This is a genomic window from Rhodococcus sp. 66b, from assembly GCF_002076325.1.
Classification (GTDB): domain Bacteria; phylum Actinomycetota; class Actinomycetes; order Mycobacteriales; family Mycobacteriaceae; genus Rhodococcus_F; species Rhodococcus_F erythropolis.
Window position 1 is genome coordinate 81,805 of sequence record NZ_MUZB01000010.1, and the last position, 24,845, is coordinate 106,649.

The 24,845-nt window shown below is 61.5% G+C and carries 26 protein-coding genes; 14 read left to right on the forward strand and 12 right to left on the reverse strand.

Going from position 1 to position 24,845, the window contains the following annotated elements:
- Positions 1-2: 2 nt before the first annotated feature.
- Together B0E55_RS19535 and B0E55_RS19540 are read left to right on the forward strand one after the other, a co-directional pair.
- The gene (locus tag B0E55_RS19535) at positions 3-467 is read left to right on the forward strand and encodes a MaoC family dehydratase (RefSeq protein WP_020909637.1); all 465 of its coding nucleotides are present in this window, start codon (positions 3-5) and stop codon (positions 465-467) included.
- On the forward strand, positions 464-2,119 hold the full coding sequence (locus B0E55_RS19540; RefSeq protein ID WP_225989623.1) for an AMP-binding protein: 1,656 nt from the start codon (positions 464-466) through the stop codon (positions 2,117-2,119). The genes B0E55_RS19535 and B0E55_RS19540 overlap by 4 nt, the downstream gene beginning before the upstream one ends.
- 7 nt (positions 2,120-2,126) lie before the next feature.
- Here B0E55_RS19540 and B0E55_RS19545 read toward each other — a convergent pair whose 3' ends face one another.
- Both B0E55_RS19545 and B0E55_RS19550 read right to left on the reverse strand, forming a co-directional pair.
- Complete coding sequence (locus B0E55_RS19545; protein ID WP_020971272.1) at positions 2,127-2,363, reverse strand: hypothetical protein; 237 nt, start codon at positions 2,361-2,363, stop codon at positions 2,127-2,129.
- Between the two features lie 333 nt (positions 2,364-2,696).
- Entirely contained in the window at positions 2,697-3,422 is a 726-nt protein-coding gene (locus B0E55_RS19550) for a TetR/AcrR family transcriptional regulator (protein WP_021333291.1), read from the reverse strand.
- Positions 3,423-3,519: 97 nt separating this feature from the next.
- Between B0E55_RS19550 and B0E55_RS19555 the strand changes: the two genes are divergently transcribed.
- Positions 3,520-3,897 (forward strand): VOC family protein, encoded by a 378-nt coding sequence (locus tag B0E55_RS19555; protein ID WP_031331446.1) that lies wholly within the window; start codon positions 3,520-3,522, stop codon positions 3,895-3,897.
- Here the strand turns inward: B0E55_RS19555 and B0E55_RS19560 are convergent.
- The gene (locus tag B0E55_RS19560; RefSeq protein WP_060937749.1) at positions 3,885-5,498 is read right to left on the reverse strand and encodes a helix-turn-helix domain-containing protein; all 1,614 of its coding nucleotides are present in this window, start codon (positions 5,496-5,498) and stop codon (positions 3,885-3,887) included. The two genes, B0E55_RS19555 and B0E55_RS19560, sit on opposite strands and share 13 nt — an antisense overlap.
- Before the next feature lie 103 nt (positions 5,499-5,601).
- On the opposite strand from B0E55_RS19560, the gene fepB reads away from it, so the two are divergent.
- Genes fepB through B0E55_RS19585 form a run of 5 tightly spaced genes read left to right on the forward strand, consistent with a single transcriptional unit; the run spans position 5,602 to position 10,430 of the window.
- On the forward strand, positions 5,602-6,615 hold the full coding sequence (fepB, locus tag B0E55_RS19565) for a Fe2+-enterobactin ABC transporter substrate-binding protein (RefSeq protein ID WP_046379571.1): 1,014 nt from the start codon (positions 5,602-5,604) through the stop codon (positions 6,613-6,615).
- On the forward strand, positions 6,608-7,666 hold the full coding sequence (locus tag B0E55_RS19570; RefSeq protein WP_070795447.1) for a FecCD family ABC transporter permease: 1,059 nt from the start codon (positions 6,608-6,610) through the stop codon (positions 7,664-7,666). The genes fepB and B0E55_RS19570 overlap by 8 nt, the downstream gene beginning before the upstream one ends.
- A 2-nt stretch (positions 7,667-7,668) precedes the next feature.
- Complete coding sequence (locus B0E55_RS19575) at positions 7,669-8,718, forward strand: FecCD family ABC transporter permease (RefSeq protein ID WP_153212971.1); 1,050 nt, start codon at positions 7,669-7,671, stop codon at positions 8,716-8,718.
- A gap of 23 nt (positions 8,719-8,741) precedes the next feature.
- A complete protein-coding gene (locus B0E55_RS19580) occupies positions 8,742-9,566 on the forward strand; it encodes an ABC transporter ATP-binding protein (RefSeq protein ID WP_020909629.1) in 825 nt (274 codons plus the stop codon).
- Between the two features lie 21 nt (positions 9,567-9,587).
- Positions 9,588-10,430, forward strand: coding sequence for a siderophore-interacting protein (locus B0E55_RS19585; RefSeq protein WP_080910260.1), 843 nt, complete (start codon positions 9,588-9,590; stop codon positions 10,428-10,430).
- A gap of 17 nt (positions 10,431-10,447) precedes the next feature.
- On the opposite strand, the gene B0E55_RS19590 is transcribed toward B0E55_RS19585, so the two are convergent.
- Positions 10,448-11,797 carry a lipase family protein gene (locus B0E55_RS19590; protein ID WP_080910356.1) on the reverse strand — a complete coding sequence of 450 codons (1,350 nt, stop codon included), beginning with the start codon at positions 11,795-11,797 and terminating at the stop codon, positions 10,448-10,450.
- A 293-nt stretch (positions 11,798-12,090) separates the two neighbouring features.
- On the opposite strand from B0E55_RS19590, the gene B0E55_RS19595 reads away from it, so the two are divergent.
- Positions 12,091-12,732, forward strand: coding sequence for a TetR/AcrR family transcriptional regulator (locus B0E55_RS19595; protein ID WP_021333298.1), 642 nt, complete (start codon positions 12,091-12,093; stop codon positions 12,730-12,732).
- 82 nt (positions 12,733-12,814) lie between these two features.
- Here the strand turns inward: B0E55_RS19595 and B0E55_RS19600 are convergent, their stop codons facing one another.
- The 5 genes from B0E55_RS19600 to B0E55_RS19620 all read right to left on the reverse strand — a co-directional run bounded on the left by B0E55_RS19600 (position 12,815) and on the right by B0E55_RS19620 (position 18,412).
- The gene (locus B0E55_RS19600) at positions 12,815-13,552 is read right to left on the reverse strand and encodes an SDR family oxidoreductase (RefSeq protein WP_080910261.1); all 738 of its coding nucleotides are present in this window, start codon (positions 13,550-13,552) and stop codon (positions 12,815-12,817) included.
- Positions 13,549-15,024, reverse strand: coding sequence for an aldehyde dehydrogenase family protein (locus B0E55_RS19605; protein ID WP_080910262.1), 1,476 nt, complete (start codon positions 15,022-15,024; stop codon positions 13,549-13,551). The genes B0E55_RS19600 and B0E55_RS19605 overlap by 4 nt, the downstream gene beginning before the upstream one ends.
- Before the next feature lie 133 nt (positions 15,025-15,157).
- Positions 15,158-16,342 (reverse strand): winged helix DNA-binding domain-containing protein, encoded by a 1,185-nt coding sequence (locus B0E55_RS19610; protein ID WP_080910263.1) that lies wholly within the window; start codon positions 16,340-16,342, stop codon positions 15,158-15,160.
- A complete protein-coding gene (locus tag B0E55_RS19615; RefSeq protein ID WP_046379567.1) occupies positions 16,342-16,983 on the reverse strand; it encodes a histidine phosphatase family protein in 642 nt (213 codons plus the stop codon). Before B0E55_RS19615 ends, B0E55_RS19610 begins: the two co-directional genes overlap by 1 nt.
- A 13-nt stretch (positions 16,984-16,996) precedes the next feature.
- On the reverse strand, positions 16,997-18,412 hold the full coding sequence (locus B0E55_RS19620) for an FAD-binding oxidoreductase (protein WP_020909621.1): 1,416 nt from the start codon (positions 18,410-18,412) through the stop codon (positions 16,997-16,999).
- Between the two features lie 138 nt (positions 18,413-18,550).
- Between B0E55_RS19620 and B0E55_RS19625 the strand changes: the two genes are divergently transcribed.
- Positions 18,551-19,450 carry a LysR family transcriptional regulator gene (locus B0E55_RS19625; RefSeq protein WP_029256610.1) on the forward strand — a complete coding sequence of 300 codons (900 nt, stop codon included), beginning with the start codon at positions 18,551-18,553 and terminating at the stop codon, positions 19,448-19,450.
- Positions 19,451-19,472: 22 nt separating this feature from the next.
- On the opposite strand, the gene B0E55_RS19630 is transcribed toward B0E55_RS19625, so the two are convergent.
- Positions 19,473-20,552, reverse strand: a complete 1,080-nt coding sequence (locus tag B0E55_RS19630; RefSeq protein ID WP_020909619.1) for a PucR family transcriptional regulator — start codon at positions 20,550-20,552, stop codon at positions 19,473-19,475.
- A gap of 9 nt (positions 20,553-20,561) precedes the next feature.
- Positions 20,562-21,533, reverse strand: coding sequence for an alpha/beta hydrolase (locus tag B0E55_RS19635; RefSeq protein ID WP_070795454.1), 972 nt, complete (start codon positions 21,531-21,533; stop codon positions 20,562-20,564).
- A 93-nt stretch (positions 21,534-21,626) separates the two neighbouring features.
- Here B0E55_RS19635 and B0E55_RS19640 point away from each other — a divergent pair, with 93 nt between their 5' ends.
- The 3 genes from B0E55_RS19640 to B0E55_RS19650 all read left to right on the forward strand — a co-directional run bounded on the left by B0E55_RS19640 (position 21,627) and on the right by B0E55_RS19650 (position 24,086).
- A complete protein-coding gene (locus B0E55_RS19640) occupies positions 21,627-22,220 on the forward strand; it encodes a hypothetical protein (protein ID WP_080910264.1) in 594 nt (197 codons plus the stop codon).
- A 159-nt stretch (positions 22,221-22,379) separates the two neighbouring features.
- Complete coding sequence (locus tag B0E55_RS19645) at positions 22,380-22,808, forward strand: YciI family protein (RefSeq protein ID WP_080910357.1); 429 nt, start codon at positions 22,380-22,382, stop codon at positions 22,806-22,808.
- 3 nt (positions 22,809-22,811) lie between these two features.
- On the forward strand, positions 22,812-24,086 hold the full coding sequence (locus B0E55_RS19650) for an RNA polymerase sigma factor (protein ID WP_080910265.1): 1,275 nt from the start codon (positions 22,812-22,814) through the stop codon (positions 24,084-24,086).
- 15 nt (positions 24,087-24,101) lie between these two features.
- Here B0E55_RS19650 and B0E55_RS19655 read toward each other — a convergent pair whose 3' ends face one another.
- Positions 24,102-24,515, reverse strand: coding sequence for a hypothetical protein (locus B0E55_RS19655; RefSeq protein WP_069145347.1), 414 nt, complete (start codon positions 24,513-24,515; stop codon positions 24,102-24,104).
- A gap of 152 nt (positions 24,516-24,667) precedes the next feature.
- On the opposite strand from B0E55_RS19655, the gene B0E55_RS31930 reads away from it, so the two are divergent.
- Positions 24,668-24,838: a hypothetical protein gene (locus tag B0E55_RS31930; protein WP_021333309.1), complete on the forward strand. Its 171-nt coding sequence runs from the start codon at positions 24,668-24,670 to the stop codon at positions 24,836-24,838.
- Positions 24,839-24,845: the final 7 nt, after the last annotated feature.

Here is a 24,845-nt window from a genome sequence, read left to right on the forward strand (position 1 = left end):
CAATGATCACAAAGAGTTTCGAAGAGATCTCTGTCGGAGACATTGCGGTAACGGACCCGCGGGTCGTCACCGAAGACTATGTGCGAAGTTTCGCCGACCTCACCTGGGATCGCCATCCTCTTCACCTCGACCCCGACTACGCGCAGCAGACGCGCTTCGGTCGCCAGATCGCCCACGGCGCACTCATGCTGTCCACCTTGCTCGGCCTGGTGGAGTTGGATCCCCGTTACCTCCAGTGCTTTTACGGACTTGATCACGTCAGGTTCCACCGGCCGACCTACCTCGGCGACTCGGTGCATGCGGTGTCGGAAGTGCTGTCGGTGCGCCCTCGCTCGGACGGTGAGACCGCGATCGTGACGTCGAAAGGCTCACTCGTCAACCAAGACGGAGACCTTGTTTTCTCCGGCGAATTCTCTTTCCTGGTAGGCGAGACCCATTCTCTCGACCTCGAAGTGGGTGCTCGGTGAGTTCTCGGCCGCATATGTCATGGTGGCAGGATCTCGAAGCGGAAAACTTCGAATGGACTGTGCCAGAGCAATTCAACATCGCGCACGCCTGTGTCGATGTGCAGAATCCCGATGATCTAGCCCTCGTCGTAGACACCGGTGGACACTGGAGTCGGTACACCTTCGGTGAAGTCGCCACGACAAGCCGTAAGTTCGCAACCGTGCTTGCGGATCTCGGCCTTGTCTCAGGGGATCGCGTCGGTGTGATGGTCCCACAGGGGATCGAGGTTCTCGCGACACATCTGGGCGCCTTCCGATCCGGAATGGTCACCGTTCCGCTATCGGTCAAGTTCGGGTCGGATGCGGTCGTTCATCGAATGCGTGACTCGGGAGCGAAAGTGCTTGTGGTCGACAAGGACTGTTACGAACGAGTTGCCGACGGAATAGGTGAGATCCCCGGCATCGAAGCCGTCATCGTTGTCGGAAAGACGGATCAGCCCTCCGATTCGACCCCCGTTCGACTTCTCGATTTCCACAGCCTCGTCGACAGTGCCGCAGAAAGCGCGGAATTGGCGGCGACGGGCCCCGATTCACACGCCATCATCATCTATACCTCGGGAACGACGGGGAATCCGAAAGGCGCCCTCCACGGGCATCGAATTCTCTTGGCGCACATGCCCGGTATGCGGACGGCATTCGACAATGCGCCGCAGCGGGGAGATGTCTTCTGGACGCCGGCAGACTGGGCCTGGATCGGCGGTCTGTTCGACGTTCTGTTTCCAGCCCTTGCGTTGGGGTGCCCCGTTGTTGCGACGCCCGACAAATTCACACCGGCGCGTGCGGTCGAGATTCTGAGCCGTCACAAAGTAACGGGTGCCTTCATTCCTCCGACTGCGCTCAAGCAGATGCGGAGTATCGGCGTCGACGGCACCGCTGCGCGTGGTATTCGGCTGCGAGCATTGGGAACTGGTGGTGAAGCCCTCGGTGACGCATTGCAGGCGTGGGTTGCAAACACACTCGGCGTAGCTGTCAACGAGTTCTACGGGCAGACGGAAATGAATCTGACCATCGGCACTTCGCGTTCGAAGTGGACGCCCGTGAGCGGCTCGATGGGTCGCGCTTTTCCGGGCTTCGACGTCACCCTCCTCGATCCGCTCGGCGAGCCGGTAGCGGTGGGGCAGGTAGGCGAGATCTGTGTGAAGGCAGGCAACCCCGGACAGTTCCTCGGCTATTGGAATCAACCGTCGAAGACTGATGAAAAGGTCTACGACGGGTGGATTCATACCGGTGATCTGGGTCGGACCGATGAAGCGGGGAACTTCTGGTACCAGGGGCGTGCCGATGACGTCATTTCGTCCGCGGGGTACCGGATCGGCCCCGGCGAGATCGAAGAGTGCCTGCTCTCGCACGACGAGGTAGCCATGGCCGGCGTCATCGGTGTTCCGGATCCGTTGCGCGGGGAAGCCGTTCACGCTTTTGTCGTTCTGTCCGAAGGAACGAACTCTTCGGAAGAGCTTCGCCAGGAGTTGCAGACCCACGTGAAAAGCCGCCTTGCTTTCTACCAGTACCCCAGGCAGATCACCTTCATCGACAGCTTGCCGCTCACCACCACGGGCAAGATCCTACGACGGGAACTCCGAACATTGGCCACTGACGCGAACGGCCTTGGCTAGCAGACGCCTACATGTTGGGTAGGACCACGACGAAGAACCAACCGCTCAGGGCAAGACCGATGACGCCGGTGAAGAGGCCGACTATTGCATCCCACGGCAGCTGGCGGGCATTCGAGAGCAGATGCCCGCCAGACTTCTTCGGGCGACGTCGGAGCGCAAAGATTCCTGTTGTAATCGCGCCCGCACCCAGAAGGATGCCGAAGCCGAAAGCCCAGAACAGGAGTACTGACAGCGCGCCGAGCATCTCCGACCTCTCACTCCAGCGTGCGACGCGCTGTGTTTCGGTCGGGGGAGGCCATTTGTGAGAAGGCGACAGAGCTGCACCGAAACGGCGGGTGTGATGACGAATTGACTGGTCGCTGAGAAACATTGTCCACCACGCCTGGAGTTGAGTCGATGTGCCGCCGGTATCTACTCGTCTACCCCTTCTCCGTGGATATATGCCGCTGAAGTCGGGGCTAGCTGGTTGCGTCGCGCAGCGGAATCTCGATCAGAAGCTCACTGGAACCCCGTACCTCTCGGTCGATTGATTCTCATAGGCGTGCAACAGCTCTCGCGGTTTCGAATTGCAGGAATGTCATTCGATGTGAACAAGACCTTCCAGGGCGTCGAGGACCCGGTCCAGCCCGAATTTCCACGCCGCCTCGGGGCTGTACGGGGTGTTCTTGGCTTCGCCGGCCGCTCCTCCGACTCGCTGCGCCAGCGGGAAGTTGTCGCCGAGATAGGCAGCCAGACGCTGGTTCCAGGACGACCACACCTCGGCCATGTCGGCCGCTCGGGGGTCGGGGCGCCGTGCTTGCGCCGAGGACCGGGCGAAGTCGGCGACAAACGTCAGCGCGGAATCCCGCTCGATGTCGCTCAGCCCGGTGCCGTCGAACGCGTGTAGTTCGTGGTCGTACTTCGCGATAGTTCCCGGACCCAACGCGGAGCGCTGATCGGTGATGTCCAGGAGCCACCAGTGCTCCGAGTAGAGGGCAAGTTCCTCCTCGGCTACCCGGCGCACGCGCTTGCGCCACGTCATGTTCCCGTACGACAGGCGCGGACTGTTGCTGCGCACGGTGTCGACCATGAGCACCAGGAGATCGTCACGGGACCCGACGTGGGTGTACACCGCCATGCCCGAGATTCCGAGCTCGGCGGCCAATCGGCGCACCGTCACCGCGTCCAGCCCTTCCACGTCCGCGAGGGCGAGAGCGACGTCGACCGCCTGTGAGGTGGTGACCTTCGCGCGAGGGCCGCGGGCTCCACCCTTCGGTGCGAGGGGGTGATCGCGCCACAGTAGGTCGATCAGTTCGCGTGCCATCAGCCGTCTCCAGAAATCGGGAATACCTCAACAGTGGTATACCTTATACGGTGCATACTGTATGCACTGCACAAGGTTTATGATCATGGAGGCCACGATGAAAATCACCAGCACTGCTCTGTCCTTGAACGTTGCCGACACGGACGCGTCGGCCCACTTCGCGAAAACCCATTTCGGCTTCACCGAGGCCATGTCCGACGATGGATTCGTTTCTCTGAATCATCCGGATGCCGGGGTCAACGTGGTCTTCCTGCGCACCGGTCTCGGTACGTTCAAGCCGGACTTCGTCGCAGGTTCGGCCGGGCAAGGCATGCTCATCGCATTCGTGGTCGATGACATCGACGCCGAGTTCGCCCGCATCGCTGCCGAAGGTGCCTCCGTCGTCACAGAGCCGGAGACCGAACCGTGGGGCGAGCGCTACTGCCAGTTCGTCGATCCCAACGGCATTGTGTGGCAGCTCGTTCAGTGGGTCTGAAGAACCCGAGTGCTCGGCTCGGCGGCGCGCGGCACAGAACGTAACCAGAGGGCGCGTTCGACGGACTGAGCTTGGAAGCGCTGCGGTGAGATCCCGTGCGCAGTGCGAAACGCTCGGCTGAATGCGGGCAGGTGCGCGTAACCCAGGTTCCTCGACACCGTTCCGGGTGCAACCCCGAGTTGGAGTTGGGTGCGTGCCTGGGTCATCCGTGAAAGCGATCGCCATTGCGGATACGTAGTGCCGGTCTCGATACGGAACTCCCGGCGCAGCCTGGCCGCGTCGGTACCGAACTCTTGCGCCCACTCGTCCAGAGTGCGAGGGTCGGCCGGTCGGGCGGCGATTGTCGCTGCCAGTCGTGTGGCAATCGAATCGGTGGCAGACCCGTTCGAAACCGATTGTGCGAGAGGGCCGGTGGCGATGATGTCGAATGCTGTGGCGCTGTCGTGGCCACGCGGGCGCAAGGGTGTGTAGGCGGCGACGAAAGTGTGCAGCAATGCCAATTCGTCATCGGGGGAGAACTGCACGGTCTCGAGGGCGTCGGCAGATACGGTCGACCCGTTCGAGGAGCGGAAGCCGAGCGGTAGCAGCAGTGAACCCGTCGGAACCGTGACGGTATTGAGGACGCCTGCAGGCAGAATCATGGCCTCGCCGGTGCGCAGTTCCCAGCTGCGGTCCGCGACGTCCACCCGGGCTTGGCCTCGGTAGACCCACACTGCGACGTGGGTGCCGTTGACGCGCGGCCACGTCGCGTTGGCCGGTATCGGCGGCGCAGTTTCTCCGGGCTGCCTGGGCTCTGCGAGCATGCGGACCAATGCTTGATCGTTGTCGGTGTCCACGCTGCGATCGGTTGGACCGGAGAGGGCCCGTCGACGGTAGTCGCTCGGGCTCTCTCCCATCTGGGCCCGGAACGCGCGGGTGAATCCGCTTCCTGTTTCGAAGCCGACTTCGTTTGCAATCCAACCGATCTCGCGGTCCTGCTTCAGATACTCCAGCGAGGCGGCGATCCGAGTTCGTAGCCGCCAGCGAGTGAAGGTGAGGCCGGTTTCTTCCACGAAGTACCGCTGGAGCGTTCGAATGCTGATCCCGGCACGCTTCGCGAATTGTCCCTCGGTGTCGTCGGTGCCAGGCGTTCGCAACAGGGCGTGCGCGATCTCGAACGCTTCCCGTGACTGCGGCAATCGCGGCAGCGAGGTGGCCCCGTCGTCAGCCCGGGCGATCATCTCGAACAAGGACGACGGGTGTGCAGCGTCGCCGCGCAGATAGCCCAGGTTGTGAACGAACTCGTGGATCAGTCTGTCTTCCCATCCGGGCGGAACGCGCAGGCGCGTCACGGTAGCCGGCCCGGCGCTGGCGCCGTTCGAAGGCGGAAGCAGGATGGGAAACGCGACGGAATCCGAGTCCGTCTCCATTGCGTATCGCGCACCCGCCGGGATCCACAGCGATTCGCCAGCTGGTATCTCGTGGACCGTCGATCCGACTCGGACGCGTCCGCTGCCTGCAAGAACCCAGAACAACAGCGGTGAGCGGGCGGTGCTGGGCTCGGTGGCGCTCGCGCGGACCGGCCCTAACCCGATCGCGTCCGGTTCTGATAGTGGTAACACGTTGGCGCTCCTGGACAACCCTTGCTACTTAAGTATGGCTAACTTTACCTCTGCTGTCTGCGTTCGCAGCGGCGCACTCTCGTACCTTCAGAAAGCCATACTCATGCGCAGATCACTTCGCCCGACGGCGGCAATACTCGCCGCGGTCGTCGCCCTCGCTCTTGCCGGCTGCTCCAGCTCGTCAGATAGCGATACCGGAACCGAGGACACCCAGAAAACCTCAGGTTCTGCCGAGGGATGGCCGCGCACCGTCGATCACGGCGACCGCAGTACCGAGATCACCTCGAAGCCGACCCGAATCGTGTCGACCTCGCCGTCGTTGACCGGCACGCTGCTTGCAATCGGTGCGCCGGTCGTCGCCAGCGCGGCAACAACGCCGTCGGGAATGACCGATGACCAGGGGTTCTTCTCCCAGTGGTCGGAGGTGGCAGCTGATCGTGGAGTCGAGGTTCTCTACCGAAATCTCGAGCTGAACCTCGACGCGATCGAGACGTTCGAACCCGATCTGATCATCGGGTCCGCCAACGGAGGTGACTCGACGCTCGACGCCTACGCGCAGCTGAGCGACATCGCACCCACCGTTCTTCTCGACTACGGCGCCAGCTCCTGGGAGGAACTCGCTGATCAGCTGGGGACTGTCACGGGACTCGAGAGCGAGGCAGACAAGACCGTCGACGAGTACGACAGCTGGGTGACGACGCAGGCCGGGAAGATCAAACTTCCCGAGCAGCCGGTGACGGCGCTGGTCTACATGGGTGCCGACGGTGTCTGGACGTTCCGGGCCGACAGCCCACAGGGCAATCTGTTGACCTCGCTCGGCTTTACCTATGCCGAGCCCGCTGAGCAGTTTGTCGCCCCGGACAAGCGGGGCGCCTCCGGCGTCGCGATCGTCAGCTCCGAGAACATGTCTGCCGCCCTTGACGGCTCGCAGACGCTGTTTGCCGTCTCGATGGGACCCAAGGATGTGGAGAAGCAACTTGCCGCCGATCCGCTTCTCGCGAATCAACCTGCTGTCAAGGGTGATCGGGTCTACGCGATGGGAACGGCGGCTTTCCGCCTCGACTACTTCAGTGCCAAGCAGACAGTCGAGTCGCTGGTGTCCACGTTCGGTGGATGACGGCGTGAGCGCTTCTTCACAGTCCCGGACCGAAGCACCGCTGCGGTCCGGGACAGCCGCGCGTGCGGGGTTGTTGGTCGTGGCCTCCGTGGTCGTGATCGTGCTGGCGTCCGTCGGTGGGCTGGTACTCGGCTCTCGCAATATCCCCGTCACCACCGTGCTCGACGCGATCCTTTCCTACGACGCCGGCAACAACGAACACCTCGTGGTGATCGGATCACGCCTGCCCCGAACAATTCTCGGGCTGGTGGTCGGGGCTGCGCTCGGACTGGCCGGCGCGCTGATGCAGTCGATCACCCGCAACCCTCTGGCCGATCCGGGGCTACTGGGTGTGAACGCCGGAGCATCTGCGGCAGTCGTGATTGCGATTGCCTATCTGGGGGTGACTTCGGTCGGCGGTTATCTGTGGTTCGCGCTCGCCGGCGCGGCCGTTGCCTCGGTGGGTGTGTACATGTTGGGGTCTGCGCATCGCAGCGCCGCGACCCCAGCGCGCATGGCGCTCGCCGGTGCCGCTGTGGCAACGGCGATCACGGCGCTCACCAGTATGGTTCTCATCAGCAATGAGGCTGCCTTCAATCAGTTCCGATTCTGGGCAGTGGGTTCGTTGCAGGGGCGCGGCGGAGACGTGATCGTCGCCGTCCTTCCCTTCATCGCGATCGGTATCGTGTTGTCGTTGTTGCTGATTCGTCCACTCAATGCGATTGCTCTTGGTGAGGACGTTGCCAAAGGACTCGGCGCCCGCACTGGTCCCGCCCGGGCCGGATCCGCTGTAGCAGTCATCCTGCTCGCGGGGGCAGCCACCGCGGCGGCCGGCCCGCTCGGATTCGTGGGGCTGGCTGCGCCGCACATCGTGCGCGGCGTGGTCGGACCGGACCTGCGTCTTCTTCTGCCGTGCGTGCTCGTCGTCGCGCCGGCGTTTCTTCTCTTGGCCGACGTTCTCGGTCGCGTTGTCACCTCGCCGGGAGATCTGCAGACGGGGATCGCGGTGGCTGTGCTCGGCGGACCGTTGTTTGTCGCGCTCGTTCGCTCACGGCGGGTGGCGTCACTGTGAACATGATTGCCGCGCAGCCGGTCCCACCGCTCTTTCGCGGTTGGGTGGTTCGAATCGGGTCGTGGTCGTGGCGAATAGTCCCGCGAGTGCTGTTCGTAGCCATCTCAATCAGCGCGGCGTTGGCGGCGCTCTCGTTTGCCACGCTGATGTACGGAACCTTGGACCTGTCCTTGGGTGAGGTGTGGCGCGCTCTGAACGGCGAAGGCACCCCAGCGGCGGTTCGGTCCGTCCAGAATCGCCGTCTTCCGCGGCTGATCACGGCGATCGGGGTGGGTGGAAGCCTCGGTGTGGCCGGCGCGGTTTTCCAGACGCTTTCGCGCAATGTTCTCGGCTCGCCGGACATCATCGGTTTCACCACCGGCGCTGCGACGGCGGCGGTGGTCCAGATCGTGTTCTTCGGCGGCGGGGTACTGCAGACCGCGGGCGCTGCTGTTCTCGGCGGCATGCTGACCGCATTGCTCGTGTACGCGCTGGCACGCAAAGACGGAGTCAGCGGCGGTCTTCGACTCGTCCTGGTCGGCATCGGAGTTGGGGCGATGCTGAGCGCCGTGATGTCGTTCCTGGTGGTACGCGCGGATATCGACGACGCCACCGTGGTGCAGCAGTGGACGGCCGGTTCGCTGACCGGGCGCGGTTGGCCACACGCGATCAGCGTTGCGATCGCCGTCGGTGTTCTCGTTCCTGCTCTCGTCGTGGTGTCCAGGCGCGTCACCATGATGGAAATGGGCGACGACGCAGCGTCTTCGCTCGGAATCTCCGTGGAGCGATACCGATTCGCCGGCATCCTGCTTGCGGTCGCGCTCACCGGAGCAGCAACTGCAGCTACCGGTCCCATCGCCTTTGTGGCGCTCGCAGCTCCCCAGATCGCACGACGGTTGGCTCGGCGCAGCGGTGTTCTTGTCGCGACCTCCTTCCTGCTCGGCGCGGTTCTGTTGGCGGGCGCCGACTTGATTGCCCAAGCGGTCGAGGTCGGTCTCCGAACTCCGGTCGGTCTTGTCACCAGTCTGCTCGGCGGTGCCTATCTGATCTGGCTGCTGGCCCGTCAGGCCTGAAAACCTTGCTACGAAAGAGATTCATGACTACAGCTACTCCGGTATCGCGGCTACAGGCCGAGAAGATCGAGCTCCGGTACGCCGATCGAACCATCGTGGACGAGTTGAGTCTCGAGATCCCCGACGGCGGTTTCACCGTGGTCGTCGGACCGAACGGGTGCGGCAAGTCGACGTTGTTGCGTGCGCTCGGCAGAATGCTCGCGCCGCGATCGGGTCGGGTTCTGCTCGACGGTAACGACATTCGGTCCTACCGCACCAAGGAAGTGGCTCGGCGCATCGCTCTGCTGCCGCAGTCTCCGCTCTCACCCGGAGCGATCACCGTGGCAGACCTCGTGGCTCGCGGCCGATATCCGTACCAGAGCATGCTGCGCCAATGGTCACCCGAAGACGAGCGTGTTGTCGCCGAAGCGCTTGCCGAGGTCGGAATGCGCAATGCAGCAGATCAATTGGTGGACGAACTGAGCGGTGGACAACGGCAGCGGGTATGGATCGCCATGACACTCGCGCAGCGCACCCCGGTGTTGTTGCTCGACGAACCGACCACCTTTCTCGACATTGCCCACCAGATCGAGGTTCTCGACCTCTGTTCCCAACTGCACCAGTCTGGTCGAACGTTGGTCGCGGTCCTGCACGACCTGAACCTCGCGGCTCGATATGCCACGCACGTAGTTGCCATGCGGTCCGGAAAAATCGTCATGCAGGGCAGTGCCTCGGACGTCTTCACCCCTGAGTTGCTGCGTGAAGTGTTCGACCTCGAGGCTCTGGTCCTCGAAGATCCCGAAACCGGACGGCCACTTGTTGTTCCGCGTGATCGAAGAACTGCCAGTCAGCTACCCGTCCACAACTGAACCATCGATCAGGAGATATCAATGACTACCGCATCTCGACCTGAAGAAACTGAAACCTCTGCGTCGGCAAAGGCGCCACGCGGCGAAGATCACGACCGCGGTCTCAACGACGTGGTTGCCGTCGTCGAAAGCGTCGAACGTCCGACCGAGAGCATCTTGCGCATCACCGTCCAGCTGACTTCGTCGGCGGACGACCCGAATTGGCTGCGTCCCAACGTCGCATTCCGCATCCAGCTAGGTCCGCAGTACGGCGACGTCTCTCGTGTCTACACGGTGCGCACCTTCGATGCGTCGAGCGGTTCGATGACCTTCGACGTCGTGCTGCACGGTCACACCAGCCCGATGATGCGGTGGGCCGACGACCGTCGTGTGGGTGACACGTTCTCGCTCACCGGCCCTCGCCCGCACTTCCTCGTTCCCGAGATCACTGGTCGCCGCGTCGCACTGTTTGCCGACGACACCGCGATCCCTGCCCTCTATTCGATTCTGCTTCAGTGGCCCGAGGGTGTGACCGGTGTCGGTTGGGTCGCCACCGGTGACGCCGAGGCTTTCGCGGAACTGCCCGTGATCCCCGGCCTCGAATTGCATCATGTCGAGGATCGCCTTGCCGAGTATGCCCTCGAGCTCGAGAACCCAGGAGACTATGCGGTGTGGGGAGCCGGCGAGCGAGACGAAATGCGCTCCATCCGAGCGCATTTCCGTAAGACAGTCGGCCTGGCGAAGGACGATGTAGTTGTCTTCGGGTACTGGAAGCGCGGGGTCAGCACCACCGAGATAGATCGGAACCGACTTCGGAACTACACGAGCATCCTCGAAAACGGCGGCACACTCGCGGATATCGACGATCTCGCCATCGGGATCTGAACCGACGGTTGGATACTTCAACCCGCCGCGTGTTCTTCCGGCGCCAGTGAATTGCCCGGTGCGATGTTCGAGCAGTTGTTCGGCGCCGGATTCCCGCTGAAACGGTCGTTGAGCCAGGTGATGGCGCCGGGGAGCCAAAGCGCGCCACCGGGAACGTGACTGATGGTGTCGTACTGGTCGTACTGGATGGACAAACCTGCGTCGCAATAACGAGTGGCGAGTGTGCGGACGTCCCCGGCAACCATGACTCCGTCGCCAGGGCCGACGCCGGGTCCACCTGGCTGGGTGCCCTCGAGGGCTCCGTTTGCGGCTTGAGCGATGAACATAGGGATGGTGGGTATCGGCGCGTTGCCCATGTTGATTTTGTTGGCGACGTCGACGTACTCGGGCACCGAGTTGGGGTTCGCATACTCTGGTTTGGCAAGGTCCTGCCAGGTCACCCCCGGGTACTGCAGGATGACGTTCCCGATCGAGGCATCCTCGATGCGAGGTAGGAGTTCGCGTCCGCGATCGCCGAGATACGGATCGAAATCTATGTCGTAGGCACGGGCAAGTCCGACAACTGCCATCCCGACAACGCCTGCCCAGCCGATGCTTCCGTTTGCGTACCGGAGGTTGTTCGCCGGGTTGACCAACAGTCCACCCTGGGCGGCGCCGATCAGGTCCTCGTTGATGTCCGGGGCGTAGTCCGGAGCGAGGATGGACGCCCAGTTGGTGGCGATTGCTCCGCCCGAGTATCCCATCAGGCCGATCTCGGCTGAGTCGGCAATACCTGTCTCAGGAGTGTTACGGGCGGCGCGAAGAGAGTCGAGAGTCATCATTCCGTATTCGGGTCCCGCCGCGAAGTCTGCGTTCGGCCCTTCGGTGTCGGGAATGACGACGGTGTAGCCCAGTGCCAGTAGGGGACCGAACATGGCAGCTTCGCCGGAAGCGAGAGTCCCGCCGAAGGCGACGTTCCGTCCGCTGGCGGTCAGGCTGCCGATCGGGGTGTCCCCCGCAACAGCTCGTGACGGACCGTCTTCCGGGTTCAGCGAATCGTAGGCCGACTGGAACGAGACAACTTTGTCCGGCTGGGCATTGGGTGGTCGAAGAATCGATGTGACATTCGCAGACGGCCGGCCGAGAGCGTCGGTCGACCGGTACAACACCTGCACGGCTTGCAACGGGGTCGGAATGTTGACGACGTGATAGGGCAAGGTCCTCGTTTTGAGAACGGCCCCAGGCTGATACGACGACAGCGGTGCCGAACCGTCGTACTGATAGAAGGAATCCGCCGACGGTTGCGCGGCGACAGTAGGTGCTGTGATGCCTGTGAGTGCAATGGCTGTCAGCGCCACCGCTCCCTGAAAGAGAATCCTCGATGCCACGATCGACCCTTCGGTTTCGTATGTCTCTCGGTACTTGACGGGCTGGTGTGATGACGACCACACGCTATCTTACTTTTGAGTAATAAACGAGAGGCTTGCGCTGGTTGTTTGAATCATGCGCGGACGCAATCAGATTGGGCGTGTTGTTGTGACCATGCTGATTCGGTCCAGGGCGCCATGTGTACGATACGACTAGTAGCTATCGCGACAAGTTGCTGCCTTGGGCTGTGCCGGGTCCTCCGATGCCGGGAAATGCTCTGTGCTGCAAGGTCTTGAAGGACTAAGGAGTGGACATGGGTAAGCGCGCTCCCGACGACGGCGTGTTTCGGGGATCGGGTGATGCCGAGACGGGATTGCTGACTCCTCCGAGCGGTGCACGTAGTGAGGCGGCTCACGAGAAGGCCCTTAGATCAGCAGAAGCTCTTCTGAAATCCGGTGGAATGAAGGCCGCGACCATCGATGCGATCTCCGAACAATCCGGTGTCAGCAAGGTGACTCTGTATCGACACTGGCCGTCGCGGCAAGCCATCGCTGCTGAAGCATTCGGCGTGCTCATGGCTCGTCATCTGACATTTCCCGAGACCGATAGTGCGCAAGCCGATTTGAACGACTATCTAGGTGACATCGGAAAGTTCTACCGAGGTCCACTCGGGTCGATCTTTGCCGAACTTGTCGGCGCGTGTGCCAACGATCCGACGACGGCGGCATACTTCCGCACGTTCTTCCTCGACGAACGTCGTCGAGGTTTCGCCGCACTGATTCGGCGATGTGTGGATTCCGGCTACTTTCGCGAAGACATCGACACCGAGGAAGCGATCGATCTGTTCTTCGGGCCGTTGATCTATCGGATGTTGGTCGGGCACGCGGGTATCGACGACAACACTGTGCGCTCGATCATCGATCACGCAGTTCGTGGACTCCGCAGTGGTGCATAGACGGGTTCTCCGTTGAGAATCCGCAGCGCGGTGGAGGGCGAATTGCCCTCCCCGCACTGCGATGTGCCTCAACACTCGGGTGTCAGCTGAGCATCTTCAGTACTAGCTGGTACTCACCGTTGATCTCGGCGTTGCGAAGCGGCTTGGCGGCGTCGACCACGATTTCCGTGGCGTCGTCGTGCGCCTTCAGTAGGCCGATGGTCTCGGCAATGTAGTCATCAAGTGGCAGAGCTGATTCCGAGTTCTCCTGATCCATCAGCGTGGTGCGGACTCCTGGCGGGATGAGTTCGATGCACCGGATCGAGGTATCGGCGAGTTGTACGCGCATGCTCTCGGTGAAGAGATGAACCGCCGCCTTTGTCGCGTTGTACGTGGGCGTGACGGGCAGCGGGACGAAGCCGACGGCGGATGAGACGGTGACGATGGTGGCATTGGGCTTCGTCATCAGATGCGGGATGAACTGGCCGGCCAAGCGAATTGTTCCGAGAAGGTTTGTCGTGACGGTTCTCTCGGCGATGTCGAGGAAGTCCGGGTTCTTCAAGTCTTCCGGGTACATGATTCCCGACATCGTCACGAGGACGTTCAGATCGGGAAATTCCTCCGTGACGGATTCATGTGCGGTTCGAATGGATCTCGGGTCGTCCACGTCGATGACGACCGTGCTGATGCCCGGGTACTTGTCCGAGATCTCTTGGAGCAGAGCGGATCGACGCCCTCCGACGATTACCTTGTTCCCCTCGTTCTGCAATCCCACTGCAAGTGCGAGGCCGATACCGGAGGTTCCGCCGGCAATGAAGATGGTATTTCCCGAGATTTTCAATTTGTGCTTCCTTGGTTTGTCGTGGGCGTCGACGTGGCGACAGTGATGGATTTGAGTTGGGTGTATTCGTTGAGCGTCTCGAGGCAGAACTCTCGCCCCAGGCCGCTTTCCTTGAATCCCCCGAAGGGGACACCGCCTCCCAGATTGAAGTACTGATTGATCCAGACGCAGCCCGCATCAAGACGATCCGCGGTTTCCATCGCGTTCTTCAGGTTGGAGGTATAGATCCCAGCAGCGAGACCGTACGGAGTGTCATTGGCTTCTGCGATCACATGCTCGTAGTTGTTCCATCTGAGGACGCACAGGACAGGTCCGAAGATTTCGTCCTGTGCGATTCGCATCGAGTTGGTGACCTCGAGAATCGTCGGCGCGACGAAGTTTCCGGCTTCGAATCCCGGCACTTCTACCAGATCCCCGCCTGTAAGTAGTTGTGCGCCTTCGTTGATCCCGGATTTGATCATGGAGATCACACGTTCGGTGTGTTCCTGGTGGATCAATCCGCTCAGTTCGGTGTCCTCGTTCAGTGGCGGCCCGACTCGCAATGATCGGAATCCTGCGACGAGTTTTTCCACGAAGGTGTCATAGATATCCTCGTGGATGAAGAGACGTGTTCCGGCCAAGCAGGATTGGCCGTTGCACATGAGGACACCTGCGGTGGCATCGGCGACCACTGCATCGATGTCCTCGATATCAGGAAACACGATGCTGGGACTCTTGCCGCCGAGTTCGAGTGTGGTCGAGATCAGCCGTGAGGCTGCGGCGTGTGCCACGAGTCGGCCGACTTCGGTGCTTCCGGTGAAAGCGAGTTTGCTGACCTTCGGATGGTCTATCAGGGCTGCGCCGGCTTCCTCGCCAAGACCAGGGACAACATTGAAAACGCCTGCGGGAAACACGTCGGCGGCGATCCTGGCCAGCTCCATGACGGAAACGCAAGCATTTTCATCAGGTTTGAGGACCACTGTGTTTCCCGCAGCGAGAGCAGGTGCAATCTTGAACGCCGTCATTACCACGGGATCGTTCCAGGGAATGATCTGTCCACATACGCCCAATGGCACTCGCTTCGCGACCAGGTATCCCGATGCCAACTCGCGGCCGAAGCCATGGTGGGCCAGCGAGATTGACGCAAAGTATCGCAGGTGTGAGACGGCGGCTCGATAGTCCTCGCGCATCTCCCTGATATGCCGCCCGGTATCCATACATTCGAGCTGGGCAAGCTCTTCGGCCCGATCCTCCACGAGCGCGGCAAACTGCAAGATTTTGGCGGATCGTTCTTCAGCGGTCAGGTTCGCCCATGCAGGAAATGCCCGCCTGGCGGCTTCGACCGCGTCGTCGATCTCTGTGGGCCCGCACCGAGACAGTGTGGCGAGTAGAGCGCCGGAAGCGGCGTTACGGGCCTCGAATGTGGATGTGCCCATGGCTCGGAACGCTCCGTTGATGAACGCACCGTATTCACGAACTGCTTGACCTTCCATGGAACCTCCTAGATCGGTCAATCACTGACTGACGAAGTGTACTGTACGTTTCGTACACTTGTCGATGGTTGCCTTACCGCCCATGGATGGCGTCAGCAGAAAGACCAGCTAGAACAGTGTGCTGGTTACGTCGTCAAGGCGTAGCTGCAGCAATTCCAACCGCTTGCTTCATAGCCTGCGAGACATAACCGGTGCCGATCTTGAGGCCACCCAGCCACTCGGTCAGACGAACTGCCTCGGCGTCGAGCGCCCGTTGCGCATCCGCGGACACGGATTTGAGTACTCGAACGTGGACCACTCCGGCGGCGTCTTGGATCCAGCAGCCCACGACACGACCGTCGACCCAAGCTGTGGTGCCGGCATTACCTCGGGTGTCGAAGAGTTGGTTGCGGTGCGGGCCGAGATAGAAGTCACGGTTCTTCCACCCCATGATCGTCGGGTCGAGCACCGGTAGGAGTGCCGCCCAAGGACCTGGATCACACACCGTGGCGACGTCATCCGGTAGTAACCAGCCGGTGTCGCCACCGTCGAGTGAGACTGCAACGGCTTCGAGTTCGGCGAGGGCGGCCCGGACGACCGTCTTGGTCGAGCCCAGCCACCAGACGATGTCGTCTTCCGTCCCCGGTCCGAAGGAGTGGAGCCAGCGTCGGACTATTTCTCGGTATCCGTCTGCAGATTCGAGATCGATGGGGGCGTCGTCGAGCCAGTGTCGAGTGAGAGTCCACAGTGGGCGTGAGACGGGGAAGCGGGCGGTGTTGTTGCCGCGCATGATGTCTGCGGTCGCCCCGAGGTGCGTGAGAACCCTGGGTGCCGACCAGATTTCGCCTGCCGAACCCTCGACCTTGACGTCGATCATCGGTACTGCCTGACGGACCTCGAGTGCGGAAAGTCCTTCAGGGGCATCGGTGAGCAGTGTCAGAACCTCCGCCCGCGCGCGATCGAGCCAGTCGTTGCCGTCGACGGCGATTCCGGCCTTGACGACATCCTTGGCCATTCGTGTGCGCTCGGTGTTCGCGACGCGGGCGGACGCACTCGACCACGCGGCCGGCAGCAAGTCTCGGGGGAACGTGAAGAGCGTGCGGCGCATAGCCAATTGCTTCACGAGACTGCGTTGGTCGTACAACGCGTTGTCGACGTCGGCGGCGTCCAATGACCGAACCCTCGCCCAGCAAGACAGATAGACCGTCGCTGACTCGGTGGCGTGCAGTACCGTCATCGCCCGAGTGGCAGCTTCCGGAGAATCGACGCGGAACGAAGGCGCCAGCGCGTGACGTACTCCTATGCGTGCACGGCGTTCGTCGTCGGAGACATGGCGCATCAGGCCATCGTGCCACAGGCCAAGTGCGTCGTATCAGCTAGTTGCGCGAGAGTTCGATTGCGCCAGTAGTCGTCGTGTTGGAGATGTGTGATGGCCCCGGGCGTGGTCGCGAAGGTCGCAAACCCTGTGGCTTCGACGGGGATCTGCAGCCAAGCGGAGACGACGAATGTGTGTGCAAATCCGTGTGTTACGACCACGTGATCGTGGTCGAGTTCGGTCATCAGTTCGCGAATGCACTCGCCGACCCTTGATGCGATGTCGCGGCGGGTTTCGGCACCGGCAACGGGGCCACGGTGATCGAGGCGGTTGTCGTCAGGAGCCGGAACCTGCCGCTGGGCCAGCCACGAGTTCGGGCGCCCTTCGGCTTCTCCGAAGCTGATTTCGCGCAATCGAGAGTCTGTTGTCGCCGGAACATCGAGTGTCCGGGCGATGATCGCGGATGTCTCGGCGCACCGTTCGAGGTCGGAAGAGGTGATGCGGATCGGGCGCGAAGTTCCTGCGCGTCGACGTTTCAACTCTTCGGCGATCAATTCTGCATCGCGCCTGCCTGCGGGCGTGAGAACCGAATTGTGCCAACCTCCGACGATGTCCTGTGCTGTGTGTTCGGCATGAGGATGAGTGACGACGTAAAGATCCTGCACGAGACCCCTTTTGTTACCCGACCGTTTCGGGCAACAGTATTCCAGGATTGAGGATTCCACGCGGATCCCAGGACGATTTGATCAGCTTCATGGCGGCGATGTCGGTTTCCGTGCGCCCCAGCGCTATCCACGGTGACTTCGCGCGACCGATCCCGTGCTCGGCGCTGATACTTCCGTGATGGGCGGAGACGAGTTCGAAGACCGTATCGGTCAGTTCGTGGGCGATGCTCGGTTCGGCGTCAAGAAGATTCACATGGATATTCCCGTCGGCGAAGTGTCCGAACAACATTGGACGCACATGGACGAATCGTTCGGTGAGTACTTCGCGGAGGCTCTCGATGAACATGCCCATCACGGACAAGGGGACGGAGATGTCGAGTTTGACCACCGGCGTCGTCGATGAAGCGCTGATGCTTTCGGTATGGCTTTCTCGCAGAGTCCACAGCTTTCGAGCGGGGCCAGGCTCGACTGTCGCGTCCTCGATGAGATCGGCAGAGGCAGAGAGAACTTCCAGGAGCGACTCTTCCGTCTCGCGCGGCGATGACACCTCGATCAGGGTGTACATCGGTGACGGTGTGCCGAACGGGCGACGGGCATCGGTGTGCGCGCAGACGAGGGAGATGCCGTCGTCGGTCATGATCTCGGCGGCCTCCACGGTCAACCCGCTCTGGCGCACGCGATTACACAGATGCAGCGCTTGATCGACGTCGCGCACACCCGCGAGTACAACTTGGGTGTCGGTCGCCGGGGTGACCAACTTCATCAGGACCTTGGTGACAATCGCGAGCGTTCCCTCACTGCCCGCAAGAAGCCCTGGGATGTCGTATCCGACATTGTCTTTGACAAGTGGAGTCCACCTGCTCAAGACGGAACCATCGGCAAGTACTGCCTCGATCCCGAGTATCTGTGCCCGTGTATTTCCGTATCGGACCATGCGGGTACCACCGGCGTTGGTTGCGACGATGCCGCCGAGGGTCGCGGATTCCTTTGATGCCAAATCGATTCCGAATCGGAGGCCATGTGCGGAGGCCGCCAGGTCGGCGCGAGCGACGGTCACTCCCGCACCGGCCGCGATTGTCCGGCCGATGGGGTCGACGGTCTCGATCGAATCCAAACGCCTGGTGCTCAGCACCACTGATCCAGCCGATGGTATTCCGCCACCGACAAGTCCGGTATTTCCACCTTGTGGGGTGATGGGAATCCCGGCCTCGAAGCAGGTCGTGACGACGGCGGACACTTCGGCGGTGTCGGCCGGACGGACCACAGCTATTGCGTCACCGATCCAACGTCCCGTCCAGTCCCGTGTGTAACCCTCGATCAGCTCTGGATCGGTGAGGACGTGCGCTTCGCCGACGATCTCTGCGAGGGCGTCGAGGAACCTCGCGTCCGTTGCAGGTTCGCGTGCTTCGACGAGTGTTCGGGGGCTCATGTTCAACCTTGTGATCGTTCGGGGACAGTTTCGGGAGACGAGTCATAGAGCAATCTGCACTCGATCCTCCGACCTCAGGTGATGCGCTGTCCAAGACCAAGTAGTGACACCACCATCTGTTCTTCTTATAATCGCCGTATGAACCTGCAGCGCGCACGCTATCTGATCGCTCTGTCGGATCACGGCAGCTTCACTCGCGCTGCCGCGAACGTCCACGTGGCGCAATCTGCACTCAGTCAGCAGATCAAGGTTCTCGAGCGCGAACTCGGAGTTCCTCTGGTGGATCGCCGAGGTCCGCAGTTCACTTTCACCGACGCGGGGCGGGTAGCGGTACGAGAGGCACGCTTCTTACTCGGGTGCGCAGACCGGGCGGTCGAACGAATTCGATTGGCTGCACGCGGTGTGGACGGGGAACTGCGCATCGCGTACACCCGGTCGTGGGCGGGTGGCGCCGTCGGAGATCTGGTCAGCACTTATCGCAAGCTCTATCCAGGCGTCGAAGTTGTCGTGCACCGGGGCACTTCGGCGCAGACTGTCGACCTCGTCCGAACCGGAGCGGTCGACATCGCGGTTGTGCGACCGCCGCTCGATGACGACGATCGTGAACTTCCCCTGATCGTCCTCGACACCGAACCTATCCTGGTCGCCGTTCCCGTGGATCATCCGTTCGGGGATCGAACGACACTCGAACTCGGAGATCTGGTGGACATCCCCGTCGTATTCTGGCCCGAGGCGAATGCACCCGGGATGTATTCGCGGACGCTCGAACAACTTTGGCCCGACAGCACTCCCAATATCGTTCGATTCGAGGCTGACGACGAGCAGGTTTTGCACGCCGTCTCGGACGGGGTGGGAATTGCGCCGATCCCGCAGGGGCGGGCCCGGATGCTCCGAATTCCGGGTATTCATCTGTGTGAGATCGCCGGTGTGCAGCCGACTCTCGAAGTTGCCGTGACCTACCGTCCGGACAACCCGAATCCCGCGCTTGCACCCTTCGTTGCGCTCGCCGAACGCGAAAGATCGTCAACCACTGCGTAGCGCAAGTGATGCGCGGTGGGCCTTATCTGCCATCGAGGACCAGCATCATGGCCGTTGCGCGTGCCCGGTTCTCGAAGGTGTCGACGTGGAATCCGACGTGCTGGGACAGCTTTGCCAATCGGTGCGCGACGCTGCTGTGATGAAGATGCATGGAATCGGCTGCGGCCCTCAATGTTCCGGATTGCAGGTATGCCCTCAAGGTTTCGAGTAGTTCCAATCCCTGTTTGGTATCGCCGATCTCTTCGGCAAGAACCAGATCCGGTATTCGCGAGTGATCGATGTGTGATCCCGGTGCCAGGAGGTTGAGGGCGCCGAGATCGTCAGCGTTCACGATCGGTGTTGTTGCTGACGCCTGTGCGCGAGCGAATCGTGCAGTGCTGAGTATTGTATTCACTTCGGAAGCGGAAGCAGCCAAAGATATTCCGGCGCGAATGGATGACGACAGTGCTAACTTGGACAGCTCGGGTGTCGGTGCGAACGAACCCGCCACGAGATTCAGATACTCGCCATCAGCTTCTATCCCAACGGCTTTGCCAGGTGTGCAATCTTGCGAAATAACAAGGTGTGCAGTGCCGCCGGCCGTGTCTGAGACTGCCTTGATTGCCATGACGCGGACTGGGGTTTGGGGTTCGATACCGAGACCGGCGCAGGAGGTGAGCACCGCGAGTTCATCCATCGGGAACAACAGATTTCGAGTGTGCTCGGCTTCGGTAGGCAAGCGTCGGGGTTGCAGGATTATCGCTGCGGTCAGGGCCATTCGGTCGACGAGCATTTCGTCGAGCGGCAAGTGCGCACCAGGACGCTCGATCCATACTTTCCCGAGAACCTCGTCGTCTACAGCGATGTCCCTGGCCATGCTCGGAGGGAACTGGGGTTCGGGCGACCATCGGCCGCGTGGGTCACAACGGCGCAAATTCTTCTTGCTTCTACCGTGTTCCACGATCTCGATACCTACAACGCAGTCCGCCAACTGCGCGCTCGCGCGAAGCAGAGATGCGGTGTCGGAGCCGTGCCGCACGAGCGTGTCGAAGTAATCGATGACACGTACCAGGCCTGCCGAGTCTGCATCGAGCTCGGCAAGCCGGTACATCAGTCCTTGCATCTCGCAACGCTACGAGACAGGCGACAGCGAACGCAACCCTCTCCGGAGCGCAGTGAGGGCTTCGGCGGCACCTCTTTCGCTGACTGCTGCGGTCGCCACTAGTGCCGACCCGTGAAAGGTTCCGGGGAAGGAGTGCAATTCGACGCTGACTCCCGCATGCAGCAGTCGAAGGGCGTATTCGATTCCTTCGTCGCGGAGCGGGTCGAGTTCCATGGTGGACAGGTAGGTCGGCGGCAGACCGGTGAGGTCGGTCGCCCGGGACGGCGCAGCGTAAATGGAGACGTCAGGATCTTCGGGACCTGAATACGACTCGCCGAGGTAGTACTTCCACGACAGGATGGCGTTGGGGCGGTGCCACAACGGTGTGTCGACGAAGTTCGTCATCGAGACAGTCGCCAGACGGTCGTCGAGTTCAGGAATTTCGAGGAATTGGAATGCCACGGGCACAACGCCCTCGTCGCGGGCTTTGAGGACAGTGCCTGCGGCCAATCCGCCGCCTGCACTCTGCCCGCCCACTGCGATGCGGCTGGGATCGACCCCCAGTTCCTCGGCATGGGCGTGGATGTAGAGGAGTGCTGCGTAGCAGTCGTTGACGGGGCCGGGAAAGGAGGTTTCGGGGGCGAGGCGGTACTCCACGTTTGCAACGGCGAATCCGAGTTCGCGCGCTACCTCGACACAAAATGGATCGCTGGACTCAGCGGTGCCGATTGCAAATCCGCCGCCATGGATCCAGAGCAGAACGGGGACAGGGCCGGCGGTGTTGTCCGGGGTGAAGAAACGAATCGTGACTTCCGGATCGCCGTCCAGGCCAGGAGCGGACAGTTCACGAAGCGAGACTCCGTCGAATGGCAGGTCGGCCAACATGGCGCCGATCAGAGCGTCGTAGGTGGCCCGCGCGTTGGGGAGGTCAGCGAAGTCCACCTTCGGGAGCATGGTGAGTGCTGCGGCGAGTTCGGGGTCGAGAGTGGGGAATGTTGTCATGCACTCATCATCGAGCCTGAATGTGGCCTACGTCACCAGTGGTTTGTAGGAAATCGGAGAGTCTTCTTCCGACGCCCGTCGGATCTCCCTAGGATGACGCCGGTGGACAGAGTACATCTCGGGGTGGGTTCGAGCGATTCGGAAGTTGGGTCCAGGATTGGTGGACGCCCGCCGCAGGTTTTCGCTGGTCAGCCGATTTTGCAGACGCATGTGTATCTCTTGACGCTCGAGGCGCACACGGCTCCGTGGCTCGGTGCGCGAGAGCTTTCCGTCTTCATCCGTCGGGGATTCTCCATCGGCGACGACGACCTCGAATACCCGGACATCGGGTTCAGGGCAGTCCTGCACCCGCCGTCATCACGAAGTGCGGAATCGGCCGGCACTCACGAGGGCCTGGGGAGCGCGGCGTTGGTCAATCTTCCCGCAGACGACGAAGTGATGCCGTTGGTGTTGATCGCGCCGCAACCGGTACTCATACAAAATGAACCGTCCTACGCCGATGCCGTCGAGGCGGACGGGCATCGCTTCCTGTTCCAGATCGATGAAGAGGGATGGCCGGTGGTTGCCGAGCCGCAACCCGAGTTCGTCGAGGAATACCTGTTTGGCTACGGCTCGGTGTATTTCTACGGGAGCGCTGACGCGGCCGGGCACGCCGTTGAAGTCGTGCCAGGATTTCTCGATTTCTGAGCTGCCAGACGACCTTTCTGCCGATACCGTGGGCAACGTATTCGACCGGCGGATTTGTCCTTCGAAAATTAGTTTCGGAAGTTTGTCGATCGGCGTCTTTACCGTTCGACGTGTAGGCAGAGGGACCGAATGAGCGGTCCACAAACGAAGGAGATTCTCATGAAGTACATGCTGATCATGCGTTCCACCGACGAAGCCATCGAAGCATCCAAGGACCTGGACTTCGACGAGATCATCGCCGCGATGGGGCAATACAACGAATCCTTGATCAAGGCCGGTGTGCTGCTGGCGGGTGAGGGATTGGCGATGGAGGAGGGATTCATCGTCGATTTCGAGTCCGATCCGCCGCTGGTTTCCGACGGCCCGTACGGCGAGACGAAGGAGTTGTTCTCGGGATTCTGGATCATTCAGACGTCGACCAAAGACGAAGCCTTGGAATGGGCGAAGCGCTGCCCGCTCGGGCCGGGAAGCAAGCTCGAGGTGCGCCGCGTGAGCGAGATGTCGGACTTCGATCAGGACAACGAGTACATCCAGAAGGAAGCCGGCTGGCGCGAAGAGCTCGGTACCGATCGTCCGGTCGCAGGCTGAACCATGACCGACGAGGCGGTGCGAGAAGAAACGAGAAAGGCTGTCGACGCGGTCTGGCGAATCGAATCCGCGAAGATCGTCGCCACGTTGACTCGCACCGTCGGAGATCTTGATCTCGCCGAAGACCTGGCAGCGCAGGCTCTGCTCGAAGCTGTCGAGCAGTGGCCTGCCACCGGCGTTCCCCGAAATCCCGCTGCCTGGCTGACTTCCGTTGCGACGCGTCGAGCAATCGACGGGTGGCGACGACGTGAGAGGCTGGACGAGCGCTACGCCCACTTTGCGCGTGAACTCGAGAACGACGCTTCGCATTTCGACGACGTCAGCTGGGATCCGGATCGGATCGACGACGACGTCCTCCGGCTGATGTTCATCGCCTGTCACCCGGTGTTGAATCGAAAAGCGCAGGTGGCCTTGACTCTTCGGATTGTGGGCGGGTTGACCACCGAAGAAATTGCGAAGGCGTTCCTGACGCCGACCGCGACAGTTCAGCAGCGGATAGTCCGTGCGAAGAAGGCGTTGACCGCTTCGAAAGCGGTTTTCGAAGTTCCAGGACGAGAAGAGTTTTCGAGCAGGTTGAGCGCCGTCCTCGGAGTCCTGTACCTGGTGTTCAACGAAGGTTATGCAGCCAGCTCGGGGGACGAGTGGATGCGGGCGGACCTCAGTGCTGAAGCTCTGCGGCTCGCGCGAATACTCGCCGAATTAGTCCCCGGGGAATCCGAGGTACACGGCCTTGTCGCGTTGATGGAGCTGACAGCCTCGAGATTCGGCGCTCGGACAACCTCGACAGGTGAGCCCATCCTGCTGGCGGACCAGGACCGGACTAGGTGGGACCGCCTACAGATCTCGCGTGGGCTTGCGGCGCTGGAACGAGCTGACGCCGTCGGGCGTGGACGTGGCCCGTACGGTTTGCAGGCAGCGATAGCCGAATGTCATGCGCGAGCAGCAACTTTCGATGACACCGATTGGAAGAAGATAGTCATCCTCTACGAGGCGTTGGCGCAACTGGCCCCATCGCCCGTGGTCGACCTCAATCATGCGGCGGCGGTATCCATGGCATACGGTCCTGGCCCTGCGCTCGAATTCGTCGACAAGCTTGTCGCTTCAGGTGAATTGGCCGACTACCACCTGCTTCCCAGTGTTCGGGGGGAACTGCTCAGTCAGCTCGGCCGATCCGAGGAGGCTAGAACCGAACTCCTCGAAGCAGCGAGGCTGGCCGGGAACGAGCGTGAGCGTGCAGTATTGGTCGCGAAAGCAGATGCGCTGCTGTCGGATCAGTAGTCACACGATTGGTAGTCAGGGCTGAGTCGGATCATCATTCGGCACCATGGGCGGCAACCCGACCCCGTAAGGATCGAGCATGTCCGATACACGTCGACCCCACCGTTCATGCGCGGACTGACGGGTCATTCCGGCAGCGCGGCCGATGGTTGCCCATGTCGCGCCGAATCTTCGCAGGCTCATGACGCTTGCCGTCGAATCGATGCCTGCGGCGAGCTGGATCCGGAAACTTGCCAACTGCCAAGCCATCTGACGCTGCGCCGGGATGTCGGTGCCCTGTTCTGCCTCCCATTCGGGGCTGCCAGGTAATGGATCCGTTCCGACAATCTTGTCCGCCTGCGCGCCGGCCTCGGTGATTGCGACGTTGGCCGTCGAAGTTGCGGCGGTCTCGATCTTTGCGGTCAGGGCGGTCTCGATCAGATCTTGCATGAGAAGTTCTCCATTCGTCAGGTTTAGCCTGACAGTTTCAATTGAATGTTGTCAAGAATTTCCTGACTGATTCCATTTGATTAATGCGCGATCTATTTGTGTACTATCTAAATGGCCTTCGGTTCTGTTGGCCGACGTCGAAGGGGTTGCTGGTGAAGATCGTGGTTCTGTCATTCCTGATGGCGCTGACCTTGATGACGGTCGGGATCATCGCGGCGCGCAACTGCAGCACTCGACCTGCCGTGACCGGGGCAGTTACTGCGGCGTCGACGGTTCTTGCTGCCGCCTGGACACTTTTTGCCGTGGCCTTCGTACTGACCTGATCGCACT